Origin of the sequence: Streptococcus shenyangsis (assembly GCF_006385785.1) — a bacterium.
Classification (GTDB): domain Bacteria; phylum Bacillota; class Bacilli; order Lactobacillales; family Streptococcaceae; genus Streptococcus; species Streptococcus shenyangsis.
Genome location: NZ_VFSH01000008.1, coordinates 17,028 through 29,761 on the forward strand (window position 1 = coordinate 17,028; position 12,734 = coordinate 29,761).

At 40.1% G+C, this 12,734-nt stretch carries 10 protein-coding genes and 1 pseudogene; 2 read left to right on the forward strand and 9 right to left on the reverse strand.

Annotated elements, in window-relative coordinates; genetic code table 11:
- Positions 1–8: 8 nt before the first annotated feature.
- The 4 genes from FJR77_RS06800 to pbp1b all read right to left on the reverse strand — a co-directional run bounded on the left by FJR77_RS06800 (position 9) and on the right by pbp1b (position 5,593).
- Complete coding sequence (locus FJR77_RS06800) at positions 9–1,139, reverse strand: N-acetyldiaminopimelate deacetylase (protein WP_140834061.1); 1,131 nt, start codon at positions 1,137–1,139, stop codon at positions 9–11.
- Between the two features lie 67 nt (positions 1,140–1,206).
- On the reverse strand, positions 1,207–1,905 hold the full coding sequence (gene dapD / locus FJR77_RS06805; protein WP_140834060.1) for a 2,3,4,5-tetrahydropyridine-2,6-dicarboxylate N-acetyltransferase: 699 nt from the start codon (positions 1,903–1,905) through the stop codon (positions 1,207–1,209).
- Between the two features lie 228 nt (positions 1,906–2,133).
- Complete coding sequence (locus FJR77_RS06810; protein WP_140834058.1) at positions 2,134–3,045, reverse strand: DMT family transporter; 912 nt, start codon at positions 3,043–3,045, stop codon at positions 2,134–2,136.
- An 82-nt stretch (positions 3,046–3,127) separates the two neighbouring features.
- Positions 3,128–5,593 (reverse strand): penicillin-binding protein PBP1B, encoded by a 2,466-nt coding sequence (gene pbp1b / locus FJR77_RS06815; RefSeq protein WP_140860086.1) that lies wholly within the window; start codon positions 5,591–5,593, stop codon positions 3,128–3,130.
- 141 nt (positions 5,594–5,734) lie between these two features.
- Between pbp1b and tyrS the strand changes: the two genes are divergently transcribed.
- On the forward strand, positions 5,735–6,991 hold the full coding sequence (gene tyrS / locus FJR77_RS06820; protein WP_140834056.1) for a tyrosine--tRNA ligase: 1,257 nt from the start codon (positions 5,735–5,737) through the stop codon (positions 6,989–6,991).
- Between the two features lie 78 nt (positions 6,992–7,069).
- Here tyrS and FJR77_RS06825 read toward each other — a convergent pair whose 3' ends face one another.
- Positions 7,070–9,130 (reverse strand): heavy metal translocating P-type ATPase, encoded by a 2,061-nt coding sequence (locus FJR77_RS06825; protein WP_061759667.1) that lies wholly within the window; start codon positions 9,128–9,130, stop codon positions 7,070–7,072.
- 1 nt (position 9,131) lies between these two features.
- Positions 9,132–9,410: a DUF6110 family protein gene (locus FJR77_RS06830; RefSeq protein WP_000910903.1), complete on the reverse strand. Its 279-nt coding sequence runs from the start codon at positions 9,408–9,410 to the stop codon at positions 9,132–9,134.
- 151 nt (positions 9,411–9,561) lie between these two features.
- Between FJR77_RS06830 and FJR77_RS06835 the strand changes: the two genes are divergently transcribed.
- Entirely contained in the window at positions 9,562–10,410 is an 849-nt protein-coding gene (locus FJR77_RS06835; RefSeq protein ID WP_140834055.1) for a putative RNA methyltransferase, read from the forward strand.
- 352 nt (positions 10,411–10,762) lie between these two features.
- On the opposite strand, the gene FJR77_RS10465 is transcribed toward FJR77_RS06835, so the two are convergent.
- The 3 genes and pseudogenes from FJR77_RS10465 to FJR77_RS06850 form a co-directional block, all read right to left on the reverse strand.
- Complete coding sequence (locus FJR77_RS10465; protein ID WP_033679545.1) at positions 10,763–10,969, reverse strand: hypothetical protein; 207 nt, start codon at positions 10,967–10,969, stop codon at positions 10,763–10,765.
- Positions 10,970–11,096: 127 nt separating this feature from the next.
- A complete protein-coding gene (locus FJR77_RS06845) occupies positions 11,097–11,885 on the reverse strand; it encodes an ABC transporter permease (protein WP_140834054.1) in 789 nt (262 codons plus the stop codon).
- Positions 11,878–12,702: pseudogene (locus FJR77_RS06850) on the reverse strand (ABC transporter ATP-binding protein). The gene FJR77_RS06845 and the pseudogene FJR77_RS06850 overlap by 8 nt, the downstream one beginning before the upstream one ends.
- Between the last annotated feature and the right edge of the window lie 32 nt (positions 12,703–12,734).

Here is a 12,734-nt window from a genome sequence, read left to right on the forward strand (position 1 = left end):
CAAGCCCTCTACTCTGCTGCCTTCTTTTTCAGGAAACTAGAAACCGCATCTAACCCAATGGCTAATGCTTCTTCCTTAGGACTCATCTGAGGGTGATGAAGGGCATAGGGACTATCGATACCAAGCCAGAACATAACACCATCAACTTTTGAAAGGAGATAACCAAAGTCCTCGCCTGTCATAGCAGGCTCGATATCAATCAGCTCAATTCCCTCTTTCTCTTCAAAAAAGTCCATTAGTTCACGTGCCAAGACTGGATTGTTCTCAACAGGCAAGTAGCCCCCTTGTTTGAGTTCGACTTCAACTTCCATACCAAAAGCGATTGCAACTCCTTCTGCAACTGTTTTGACCCTCTTTTGCACCAAGAGGCTCATATTCTGAGTCAAGGCCCGAATAGTTCCATGTAAAAAGGCTGTGTCTGTGATGACATTGTTGGTTGTTCCAGCTTGGAAAACGCCAAAGGTCACCACCGCTCCCTCGATTGGATTGACATTGCGGCTGACAACTGACTGTACTTGGGTCACAAAGTAACTAGCAGCCACCAAGGCGTCATTAGCTTCATGTGGAAAAGCTGCGTGGCCACCTTTGCCTTTGAAACGGATCTTCACCTCGCAAGTCCCTGCAAAGAGTGTATGAGTATTAGTCGCAATCTGGCCGACTTTCAAATCTGGTCGAACATGGAGGCCATAAAACTGGTCTGGCAACCAGTCTCCAAAAGCGCCATCCTCATACATGAGCATACCACCAGCTTCATTTTCTTCAGCAGGCTGAAATAGGAAGAGTAGATTATTCTTGGGTTGCTCCTCAAGGGCGCGCTCAAGACAGCCCAAGGCAATGGTCATGTGGAAATCATGTCCACAGGCGTGCATGCGACCTTGGTGCTGAGAAGCAAAAAGAAGTCCTGTTTGTTCGACGATAGGCAGGCCATCAATATCTGTTCTCCAACCAATGGTCCGCTCTGGCTGACTTCCCTGCAAATAGACCAAAATACCTGTCCGCCAAGTACGAACTTGAACAAAATCCTTGCCCGCAGTCAATTTCTCAATCACATCCAACAGATAAGCCTGAGTCTTGAACTCCTCCAAGCCGATTTCTGGAATCTGGTGCAAATCCCGTCTAGTCTGAATCAAATCTAACATCTATCTATCCTCCTATATAGCAGAAAGAGGCTGGAAAAGGGTTCCGCCTCTATTTTTCTTTTACAAATTACAAGGTACGAAGCGCATCTTCTAGCGCTGTTTTTTGTTGGGTTTGGGCATCAATCTCTTTGATGATACGAGCTGGAACACCTGCTACTACTACGTTTTCTGGGACATCTTGGGTAACGATGGCTCCTGCTGCGACAACTGAACCACTACCGATTTGGACCCCTTCGATAACCACTGCGTTGGCACCGATGAGAACATTGTCTCCAACACGGACTGGTTCAGCGCTCGCTGGCTCAATCACACCTGCAAGAACGGCACCTGCACCAACGTGACTGTTTTTCCCAACGATAGCACGGCCACCAAGGATAGCACCCATGTCAATCATGGTTCCTGCACCAATTTCAGCACCGATATTAATAACTGCTCCCATCATGATAACAGCATTGCCACCAATTTCAACCTGATCACGGATAATAGCACCTGGCTCGATACGAGCATTGATAGCACGTTTGTCTAGCAAGGGAACTGCAGAATTACGAGCATCTTGCTCAACAACATAGTCTTTATTTTCTACCAAACCTTCTAGAAGCGGAGCAACGTCCTTCCAGTCTCCAAATAGGACATTTCCTAGTTTCACAACAGAGCTAGGTACAGCAGTTGCAAGTTCTCCCTCAAAGGTTACTTTCACACTAGTTTTCTTTTCGGCATTGGCGATAAATTGGATAATTTCTTGAGCATTCATTTTTGTGGCAGTCATAGGCGCCTCCTAGTTCATTTTAATGATACCTATTCTACCAAAAAAGGCCTCAAATTTGAAGCCTTTTTGTTTGTTTTTAGGTATGATTTTTAGGGATGTGAGATAAAACGTGCTGTCGGTAAAAGCAAGCCCCTACCGATACAACCTAAAAACACTCTTCACAACTATCTCCCCGTGTTTTATTGACTATTCTAGTATAGCACACTTTTAGAATTAAGAAAAGACTTTTTATTTACTTTCTTTCGCTTCTTCTACCGATAGGAAAATCATGGGTAAAATAATCAAGGCCATAGCTAGAAGGAGGGACCAATCTACTACCAAGCCTAAAAATAAAACACTCAACAAGGCGGAAGACAGAGGTTCACTGGCACTGATAACTGAAACCACCAAAGGAGAAACCAAGGACACAGCCTTCATGGAAATAAAAAAAGCAAAAGCCGTACCAAAGAAAGCGATAATAAGGCAAATCAAGATACTCCAAATATCAGGAATAAAGGAAAGCTGATAAACCGGCGAGAGGACATTGCTAAACAAACCGGCCAAAATCATCCCCCACCCAACCGTGGGGACAAAACCATAGCGCTTCGCAAAAGGCTGGGGCAAGATAACATTAAACATAACACCCATGGCACTCAACAGACCTGTTATAAGGGCTAATGGAGTCATAGATAACTGAGAGAGATCTCCCTTTGTCGCCATCAAGCAAACACCCAACATGGCAACCAAAACATAAAAAATAGCGCTTTTTGACGCTCGTTTTTGATAAACCAAGCGATTGTAAAAGAGGATAAAGACAGGACTTATAAACTGTAGAATAGTCGCTGTCGCTGCATTTGAGTATTCTACGCAGAGATAGAAAAAATACTGAACTGAGAAAATTCCCAAAATAGCGTAGGCCAAAAAGGGCAAGTAATTTTTCTTGTCTCGCCAGATATCTAGCACTTGTGACTTTAATTGCATTGCAGACCAAACGAGCACAAGACTCCCTGCTAATGTCAAACGCATAGAGGTAATCCAGCCCGAAGACACCTGGTAATGGGTGAAGAAATATTCTCCTAAAATTCCACAGATTCCCCATATTAAGCCAGATAGGAGCGAATAAATGGTTCCTTTAACAATCTTTTTCTGATACTGATTCATACCTTTATTGTAACACGAAAGGAAAAAAGAAAAAAGTGGCAATCCATTGATTGGCCACTTCATTTAGAAAAGTTTAAAGAACTTATCGTCTCGTCCTTGAAGAAGAAGGTCTAGTAGCGCTTGAATTGCTACTGTTGTTAGAACTACTACTTGAACTGCTGGAGCTTGATGGAGTTGGTAGACTCCCCATAATGCTAGACCAAGCATTCTGATAATCCGCATCACTTCCACCAATAGCAAAGCGATAACTGGTCGCTGGCGCTCCTGCCTTATTAGCCCAATAGCTGGTAACAGTCGAACCTGTGACCTCTACCTCTTTCCCTTCAACAGAAACCTTCCCTGGTTTTTGACCTGTTGATTTCAGGACTTCAGATTTTACTACACTAGGATCTAAAGCAAAGCGCTCGTTCCCCCAAATGCTTGGGGAGGCTTGCTGAATCGCATTTACCAGATGAGCCATGTAATTAGAATTATTAGAATAACCTGCTCTACGTGACAGTGAATGATTATCATCATGCCCAATCCAGCCACCTAGGGTTAATCTAGGTGTCGAAAGCATGAGCCACATATTTTCGTCTTGGTTGGTTGTACCAGTCTTCCCAATCCAATCTGCATTAGCCAGAGTAGGATTTAAAGAAGTCAGATTCGTCTTGAAGGTTGTTGTCACACGAGAGGATAGAACTTCTCGCAGCAAGCCCTGCATAATTGTAGCAGTAGCTTTTGAATAGACTTGAACCGGTTTATCCTGATACTCATACACCACTCTACCATCTGCTGCTTCAATTTTAGAAATCACGTGTTTTTTATGATATAGACCATTATTTGCTAGGGTCTGATAGCCATTAGTATGCTGGGCAACTGTGACTTCAATACCACCACCCATTGGCAGACTCTCAATACCGTACTCAGGAATCTCGTAGCCCATCTTTTCCATATAACCCTTGACATCAACACCCTTTTCACGGAGCATACGATAGGTCCAGTAAGCAGGGATATTCCATGAATAGTTCAGAGCTTCTCCCAAGGTCATCATTCCTGTTCCCTTGCTATTAGCATACATAATCGGATTCCCATTAGCAAAGTTTGTTGGATAGTTAGATAGAATCGTTTCGCTTCCCATCAAGCCCTGATCAATAGCAATATCGTAGGCAAGCAAAGGCTTGGTAGTAGAAGCTGGCGAACGCTTGGTATCAAAGGCATGATTATTTTGATTTTCTTGATAATTACGACCACCTACAAAGCCTAGAATAGCACCTGTTTGGTTGTCCATCAGGACATTCCCTACTTCTACACGACCTGTTCCATCGTCTAAAAGATAGCCATAGTCAGCAACCGCATTTTGCATGGCAGAATGGATTTTTTGGTCTATGGTAGTAGTAATCTTATAACCACCATTTTCAATTTCCTTGGCTGCCAAATCGCGATAAAACTTCTGAGTTGCCTCATTTTTCAACTCCTTAGCGGAGACATTGTCTCTCTGAGCTAGATAATCATATATACGTTCCTGAGCTTCTGCCAAGGCTGTAAAGTATAAATAGCCTCGTGACACACCTGTGACTGTAGCTGAAGGGAGAAAGTCCTGTTTAAGATTGTAATCCTTATATTGAGAATACTCGTCTTTGCTTAAGGCACCTGTACGATACATACTGTAAAGAACTGCCTTAGCCCGTCTCAAGCCTATTTCTAAGTCTTCATCACTCTTCAACTCCCCAGTATTTTCATAAGGAGAATAGGTAATGGGACTCTGTGGAAGTCCTGCTAAAAATGCTGCTTGAGGAACAGTCAACTGACTTGCATCTACACCGAAAATCCCCTCAGCTGCCTGCTGAGCTCCTGCAATATTCTGCCCCTTATTATTTCGGCCAAACGGAGCCACATTGAGATATGTCGTTAAAATCTCATCCTTATTCATGGCACGTTCCAAGGCAAGAGCATCCACAATTTCTGTCGCCTTACGAGCCAAAGTCGGCGCATCCCCAACCACCTGCTGTTTAATCAGTTGCTGGGTCAAAGTTGAACCCCCACTAGAGGAACCCAAACCTACAAATTTCCCCAAGGTCGCACGAATCACCGCCTTGGGCACTACACCTTTATGTTCTTTAAAGTGTTCGTCTTCCGTCGCAATGATAGCTTTCTTCAGATTTTCCGAAATTTGCTCAGATGAGATAGAAGTGCGCAACAAATCACTCTCTATGGAAGCAATCACCGTCCCATCCGCATAGGTAATCTCTGAAATAGAAGAAATGTCCTTGACCTGATGTACCAATTCTTCTGTCTGAGGCACCCGAACCTTGTCAAATAAGGCCACTCCGTACCCCAAAGCAATCCCGGCTCCCAACATTCCTCCTAGAAAACCGAGCACAAAGAGTAAGTTAAATAGGGCTTTTATACTCAGTAAAATAGCTGGAAAAATGGCTGGCCTATCTAGGGATTTAGATTTTTCAGCACTTGAACCTTTCTTGTCCGGCCTATCTGTTTTTTTATTTTTTTGTTTTTGCTGGAAAAATTCCAGCATTTTTCGTTTTAATTCATTTAATTGATTTTGCATGGATTTCCTCACTCTATCTATTATACCATAAAAGGTAAACTTTCAATAAAATAGCCACTTTCTTCCCTATTCTACTAGGCTATTACCCAAGTTTGTGATACAATAGTTAGAAACAATAATTTTAAAAAGGAGAAAAGACACATGCACATTTTTGATGAGCTAAAAGAGCGTGGTTTGATTTTTCAAACGACTGATGAAGAAGCTTTGCGTAAAGCCCTAGAAGAAGGTCAAGTTTCTTATTATACTGGCTACGATCCAACCGCTGACAGCCTTCACCTAGGCCACCTTGTCGCAATCTTGACAAGTCGTCGCTTGCAGCTAGCAGGTCACAAACCTTATGCGCTCGTTGGCGGTGCTACAGGTCTCATCGGAGATCCGTCCTTCAAAGATGCTGAACGTAGTCTCCAAACAAAAGACACAGTAGATGGCTGGGTCAAGTCTATCCAAGGACAACTTTCTCGTTTTCTTGATTTTGAAAATGGCGAAAACAAGGCTGTCATGGTCAACAACTACGACTGGTTTGGCAGCATCAGCTTCATTGACTTCCTCCGTGATATCGGAAAATACTTTACTGTCAACTACATGATGAGCAAGGAGTCTGTGAAAAAACGGATTGAAACAGGAATTTCATACACTGAGTTTGCTTACCAAATCATGCAAGGTTACGACTTCTTCGTTCTTAACCAAGACCACAACGTAACGCTTCAAATCGGGGGTTCTGACCAGTGGGGAAATATGACAGCTGGTACTGAATTGCTTCGTCGTAAGGCTGACAAAACTGGACACGTTATCACTGTTCCACTGATCACAGATGCAACTGGTAAGAAATTTGGTAAATCAGAAGGAAACGCCGTCTGGCTTAATCCTGAAAAGACTTCTCCATACGAAATGTACCAATTTTGGATGAACGTTATGGACGCAGACGCTGTTCGCTTCTTGAAAATCTTTACTTTCTTGTCACTTGATGAGATTGAAGACATCCGTAAACAATTTGAAGCAGCGCCACACGAACGCTTGGCTCAAAAAGTTTTGGCTCGTGAAGTCGTTACACTTGTTCACGGAGAAGAAGCCTACAAAGAAGCCCTCAATATCACTGAGCAACTCTTTGCAGGAAACATCAAAAACCTTTCTGTTAAAGAGCTCAAACAAGGACTTCGTGGTGTGCCAAACTACCAAGTACAAGTAGACGAAAACCACAATATTGTGGAACTGCTCGTGTCAGCTGGTGTAGTTAACTCAAAACGCCAAGCCCGTGAAGACGTCCAAAACGGAGCTATCTACGTCAACGGCGACCGCATCCAAGACCTTGACTATGTCTTAAGTGACACTGATAAGTTAGAGAATGAACTGACTGTTATCCGTCGCGGTAAGAAAAAATACTTTGTATTGACTTACTAAACTGTTCAACATTTACCTATAAACAAAGGAGTTACCCTCAAGAAAGGTAACTCCTTTTTGCTGTGAATAGTCCCCTACCTATCCCTTAATAGACAGACTACGCAGGACTATGCGCAAGGTTGTTAGATTATGTAAGATGGAGAGATTTGAAGGACTGAGCCAATTAAACAAGCCAAAGCCAATCAAACTACTATTTACGACAACGGTATCTTGAATATTCTTCTTGATGAGTGTTTGTAAAGATGATGATAGCCAATCCAACTCTCGGAAGAAATCCAAGCGATTATCTAACAATAAGATATCACTCATCTGCTTAGAAATATCTGCACTCTCATTCATCACTACACCGATATCTGATAGGGTTAGAGCAGCTGAGTCATTCAACCCATCCCCAACCATCAAAATAGTGTGACCTGCTTTCTGTAGTTCCTCTACTAACTCAAATTTCCCATCAGGTTTCAAGTCTGTATAGACCTGATCAAAGGGCAAATCTTTGACTAATTCCTCTGTCCTAACCAAGGTATCTCCTGTTGCCAGAATCAATTTTTTCCCTTGTGCCTTAAGTTTCTCCAAGGCTGCTTTTGCTTCTTTTCTCAAAGGAGTATGAATGCAGAACATTCCAATCAATTCATTCTGATAAGCCAAGAATAAGAGATTGTAGTGACTCTTGTACTCTTCAATTAAAGCATTTTGTTCTGAACTGATATAAATCTGCTCATCCTGCATCAAGACATAATTCCCAATAAGAACTGGTTGGCCATCTATATGAGATTTGATCCCCTTGCTTGCAATATATTGGAGTTTCCCATGCATTTCCTCATGTTCAATCCCCTCTATCTCAGCTTGCTTGACGATGGCATTAGCGATAGGATGATAGATGTGCTCCTCAAGACAGGCACTGATTCTGAGAATATCTTCCTCACTATAGTCCCCAAAAGGTAACACCTTTTCAACTATAGGATAACTAGTTGTGATTGTTCCCGTCTTATCAAATAAGAAAGTATCAATTTCCAGATATTTCTCCAGAACATCTCCATCCTTAATCACCATTTCACGATTCAACCCCTCCTTGATAGCTGTCAAATAAGCTACAGGAGTAGAAATTTTCAAAGCACAGGAGAAATCGACCAATAGGAAAGAGATAGCCTTAGAAAAAGAACCTGTTAATAGGTAAGTCAGCCCAGCCCCCAAGAAATTATATTTGACGACCTTGTCCGCCATCTTGATGAAATAGCGTTGTTTCGTTTTCTTGTTTTCTTCAGATTTCTTCATCAACTCAATCAGTTGTAAAATCCGACTGTTCATCTGATTATCGGTTACACGAATGCGTAACTCTCCAGTTTCTAATACTGTATTTGCACAAACCAAATCAGACTCTCTTTTTTCAACTGGAAAACTCTCTCCCGTCAAGGAACTTTCGTTAACCATACCTAAACCTGAAACTACTTGTCCATCAAACAGAATTTCATTTCCTTGAGATAAGATCAAGACATCTCCTATTTGAACATCGGAACTCTTGATACTAACAACCGTATCGCCCTGTACTAGAAATACATCGCTCTCTTTTGCAAGAAGGCTTTGTTCTAAATCTGTTGCAGTTTTTTTCAAAGACCACTGATCTAAATGATTCCCCAAATCAAGCATAAACATGATATTGCTAGCTGTCTTGGATTGGTTCATAAACAAGGACAATAAAATCGCCGAACAGTCCAAGACCTCCATCGTTAGTTCCTTACGCGCTAGTGTTTGATAGGCTTCTCTAATATAGCCCAAAGCCTGATAACAAGTCCATATATAGCGAATTGGAGACGGTACAAGACTACGAAAAAGTACACGCTTAATCGCTGCACCTGAAACAATAGAATAAGCACTCTCTTCTCTACGAATGGGAAGAGTCATCAACTCAGAAACTTTCCCTTTATCAATTCTTTTTAAAAAGGCTTCTGCATTATCTAATACAGAAAAGCCTTCTTTTATGCGTAGAGTAAAGTGCTGTTGATCCATGTAAAACTGGATAGACTCAATCCCCTTTTCATCTCTCGCCAAGGAACGAAGATAGTCTTGAATATCCAAGGTGAGTGAAAAAGAAGATGATAGTCGGATATGTTGGTATCCTCTATGTAGCACTTTAAAAGACATATTATTCCCCTATAAGGCTATCTAATTGCTCTTCTTTTTTCTCTTGCTCGTACAAATATTTGGCATCTTGCAAGACATCATCTCCATGTTGCTTCACAACAGAAACAGATGCATCTAGCTCGTCTTTTAACTTATAAGCCTTAGCCAAAGCTTTAGAATAACCTTTTTTAGCTTCCTTACTTGCTAAGATTTTCAAGCCAAGGGTACCAAATGCGACACCACCCAAAAAGAGTGATGATTTTTTCGCAACTTTTGCGACGCTTAATACTTCTTTTAACATACTTATTTCCTCCTTATCATTATTATATAGCAATTTAGATATAAAAGCAATTTCATTTCATAAATTGGAGAATCAGTTTTATTTCTACTGAATCTCTCATCTACTTATTCCTAAAGTTGCTTTCATCTGCCTCTTTTGATACACTTAAACTATGAATACAAATCTCAAACCCAAACTTCAGCGTTTTGCTTCTGCCACTGCCTTTGCCTGTCCTATCTGCCAAGAAAAGCTGACTCTGGTTGAGAGCAGTCTCAAATGTAGCAATCGCCATTCTTTTGACCTAGCAAAATTCGGCTATGTCAATCTAGCTCCTCAAATCAAGCAATCTACCAACTACGACAAGGAAAATTTTCAAAATCGTCAACAAATCCTAGAAGCCGGCTTTTACCAAGCTATTTTAGATGCTGTATCTGACTTGCTTGCAAGATCAAAAACTAGCACCACAGTCTTAGATATCGGCTGTGGCGAAGGATTCTATTCTCGCAAACTCCAAGAAAGTCATCCTGACAAAACCTTCTATGCCTTTGATATTTCCAAAGATTCCGTCCAAATCGCTGCCAAGAGCGAACCCAACTGGGCAGTCAATTGGTTCGTTGGTGACTTAGCTCGTCTTCCTATAAAAGACGCCAGCATGGATATCCTGCTTGATATCTTCTCACCTGCCAACTATGGAGAATTTCGTCGCGTTTTATCCAAAGACGGTATCTTGATAAAGGTTATTCCAACTAAAAATCACCTCAAAGAAATCCGTCAGAAGGTACAAGACCAGCTTACAAACAAGAACTATTCCAACCAAGATATCAAAAATCATTTCCAAGAACACTTTACCATCCTATCTAGCCAAACGGCCTCTCTGACTAAGACTATCACAGCAGATCAGCTCCAAGCCCTACTCAGTATGACTCCGCTCCTCTTTCACATCGACCAGAGCAAGATTGACTGGAGCCAACTGACAGAGATTACCATTGAGGCAGAGATTTTGGTTGGGAAAGCAATCTAAACTAGAGTTCGCAAAGGTAGAAAACTTACCGAAAATCTTCAATATTACAAAAACGCATAAGAACAGGTGCTAAAACCTTAATCTTATGCGTTTTGTTATGCAAAAATCGCTGGAGTTTCTATACACATTAAGTGGAAATCTTTGAAACCAGTTCTTTTAATAACCATTGAATATCATACATTACATTTACCCCAAATATGATATAGGCCGTATAAATCAAGTATTTCGATTTCTCTCGCCTCAAAGAATAGATCTTGTACAAGATAAACAAATTTAAAATAATAAATAATAGAGACAAAATCTTCCTCCAAAATCAATATTAAAAGTAGCCAGTCAGGCATATACCTCATATTTATTTTCGATTCGAGATAATAAACTTATCAATAAATAGCAATTGATATAAGGCAAGTACAAATCCCCAGAAACTCCCTCGAAGCGAGATTTCTTGATGATTGAGAGGAAACAAATCATGGTTACCTATATAGAGGCATGTTAAAATAACAAATAGAATCCAAAATAAATCCGTCCATTTATATTTTGAAAAATATTTTTTCCACATAAAAACACCTTCTTTCCTACAATTATATTATAATACTTTATGTAAGCGAATACAAGGGATGTGAGGTAATCAACTACGAAGAAACATGAGGTTGAAGACAGTAAAAACCAGCATTTTAAGCGCTGGTTTACTGTTTTAAACTAGGTTTCTTACAAAACTTACTAACACTAAACTTTAAAAAAGTTAGTTTTTGAAGTTGATTAATTGTTAGTTTTCCAAACTGTACTCTTTTTTTATTTTTTAAACCCCAATAACTAAGGGCAAGTAATGCTACAACCCAAGCAAAAGTGATTCCCAAACTGTCAAAATTCAACTTGAAATCTGGTTTATTAAAGAAATCTACATAAACTCCTAAGAAGGTTGTATCCATAAATTTCTTGATCTCTGAGCTAACTTGAGAAAACATTGGCAAGAATGAGAGACCAAGCATTGGAATCAAACCATAAACCTGAGCCTGAGTTTGTGTCTCTGAAATAGCTCCAATCACTAAATTTAAGAGGATTGTACATAATGCTACCAGAGAAGCTACTACAAGGTATACAGGATAATCTTTTGCGAAATCCACTTCAACCATAATAGGGAAAGAAATAACTGCAGCCAAGGCAAAGATTACAGGATAAAACAACACGGAAACAAGATATTCTCCACGGCGAACTCCGCTTAAAATGAGTGTTTTAAAAATTCTTTTTTCTTTTTCCTCTGCAATAGAGTTTGAAATCATTGACCCAGAAGAAAATGAGAATGCCATTGTTAAAGAACTATACAATAGTGTTTTCCCTTGAGTACCATCTGTATTCATAAAATTTTGGAAGAGTAGAACCAGAAAGAATGGGAATACTACTTGTACCAAAGTGTTTTTGTTTGTTAATAATACTTGTGTCCTCAACCAGATAAGGGCTAAAATTCTCTTAAACATCTAATTTTTCTCCTGTCAATTTAATAAAAATATCTTCTAAAGTTGGTTCACATGAGTGAATCGTCATCATTTTTTTATAATCTTCTTGCTGCAAGTCTTCAAAGCGCACTACCTTTTTAGTAGAATCACTATAAGTTACTGCAACTTTTTTTTCCGTGTTGTATTTTTGGATAATTTCGCTTGGGCTTCCTTGTTCAATAAGATCACCTTTATTCAAAAGAGCTAGGTTATCACATAATAAAGTCGCCTCATTCATATCATGAGTAGTTAAGAAAATGGTTGTTCCTCTTTCCTTTAACTCCTATAGTAATTTGTGAATCTTCTTTGAGGTGGTGGGATCTAACCCACTTGTAGGTTCGTCTAAAAATAGAACTTTAGGGTAATTGATTAAAGCACGAGCTAAAAGCATTCGTTGACGCATTCCTGTAGAAAGTTTCTCAGCTGGAGTGTCTTTACTATCATACAGACCAACTTGTTTTAGAATTTCTTCAATTCGAGATTTTGAAACTCCGTATAGTCTTGCAAATAGCAACAAGTTATTGTACAAACTTAATTTTTCGTAATAACCACTTGTGTCACCTACTAAACCTAACTCTTCAAAATCTGACGGAAGTAATTTTTGAGAATCTTTCCCTAATAATTCTGTCTTTCCGCTGTTAGCCTGTAGCTGTCCTGTCAGAATATTGATCATTGTTGTTTTCCCTGAACCAGATGGACCTAGGAATCCAAAAATTTCTCCTTCGTTTATTGAAAAACTAATTTGATTTAAAGCAATATTATCTCCAAATCGCTTTGTAACTCTTTCTACCTTAATCATTGTATTACCTCTTTCTAATGATAAATTGTATT

Coding starts and splice junctions, on each gene's coding strand:
- FJR77_RS06825 (WP_061759667.1), bottom strand. CDS start 9,130: ATGTCTTTTAAAGTGCTACATAGAGGATACCAACATATCCGACTATCA.
- FJR77_RS06810 (WP_140834058.1), bottom strand. CDS start 3,045: ATGAATCAGTATCAGAAAAAGATTGTTAAAGGAACCATTTATTCGCTC.
- tyrS (WP_140834056.1), top strand. CDS start 5,735: ATGCACATTTTTGATGAGCTAAAAGAGCGTGGTTTGATTTTTCAAACG.
- dapD (WP_140834060.1), bottom strand. CDS start 1,905: ATGACTGCCACAAAAATGAATGCTCAAGAAATTATCCAATTTATCGCC.
- FJR77_RS06800 (WP_140834061.1), bottom strand. CDS start 1,139: ATGTTAGATTTGATTCAGACTAGACGGGATTTGCACCAGATTCCAGAA.
- pbp1b (WP_140860086.1), bottom strand. CDS start 5,593: ATGCAAAATCAATTAAATGAATTAAAACGAAAAATGCTGGAATTTTTC.
- FJR77_RS06845 (WP_140834054.1), bottom strand. CDS start 11,885: ATGTTTAAGAGAATTTTAGCCCTTATCTGGTTGAGGACACAAGTATTA.
- FJR77_RS06835 (WP_140834055.1), top strand. CDS start 9,562: ATGAATACAAATCTCAAACCCAAACTTCAGCGTTTTGCTTCTGCCACT.
- FJR77_RS10465 (WP_033679545.1), bottom strand. CDS start 10,969: ATGTGGAAAAAATATTTTTCAAAATATAAATGGACGGATTTATTTTGG.
- FJR77_RS06830 (WP_000910903.1), bottom strand. CDS start 9,410: ATGTTAAAAGAAGTATTAAGCGTCGCAAAAGTTGCGAAAAAATCATCA.